Origin of the sequence: Sporosarcina jiandibaonis (genome assembly GCF_013184495.1) — a bacterium.
In the GTDB taxonomy this organism is placed as follows: Bacteria; Bacillota; Bacilli; order Bacillales_A; family Planococcaceae; genus Sporosarcina; species Sporosarcina jiandibaonis.
The window spans coordinates 1-589 of the sequence record NZ_JAAOIY010000022.1 but is presented as its reverse complement, the minus strand read 5'-3'; the positions used below and the strand labels follow the sequence as shown (position 1 = coordinate 589).

2 tRNA genes are annotated in these 589 nt (G+C 41.1%); both read right to left on the bottom strand.

The features are described from left to right. Positions 1-176: 176 nt before the first annotated feature. Positions 177-252: transfer RNA gene (locus G8782_RS18315), tRNA-Ala, on the bottom strand. 18 nt (positions 253-270) lie between these two features. Further along, positions 271-347: transfer RNA gene (locus tag G8782_RS18310), tRNA-Ile, on the bottom strand. Positions 348-589 lie beyond the last annotated feature (242 nt).

Sequence of the window (589 nt, the reverse complement as noted above, 5' to 3'; positions counted from 1 at the left end):
CTGTTAAATATCTTTCTATGAACATGACTAGACAGCGATGTAAAGTCGATGTTCGTTAAAAAGGTATTGCAATGTCAATTACGAAGTAATTGACTCGATTGATTACTTGATTTGTTACTAGCAATATAATTTTATCCAGTTTTCAAAGAACAAATATTACTCTTGTTAAAGAAATTTGGTGGAGCCTAACGGGATCGAACCGTTGACCTCCTGCGTGCAAGGCAGGCGCTCTCCCAGCTGAGCTAAGGCCCCAGTATTATAGGGTTTTCATGGTGGGCCTAAGTGGACTCGAACCACCGACCTCACGCTTATCAGGCGTGCGCTCTAACCAGCTGAGCTATAGGCCCCTTCCGGGATTTGGAGAAATAAGATTCTACTTCTCAACAAAACAAGGGAACTTATCCCTCATCTTCTATTAGTATGAAGTTCAAATTTAGCTGGTTAGTTAACCATAATGAACCTTCAAAACTGAACGCAAAACGTCAAGTTGTGGATATAAATCCACATTCCGAATGTTGAAAGGTCAAACACGAAGTGTTTTTCGCTTTCGAACATATATCCTTAGAAAGGAGGTGATCCAGCCGCACCT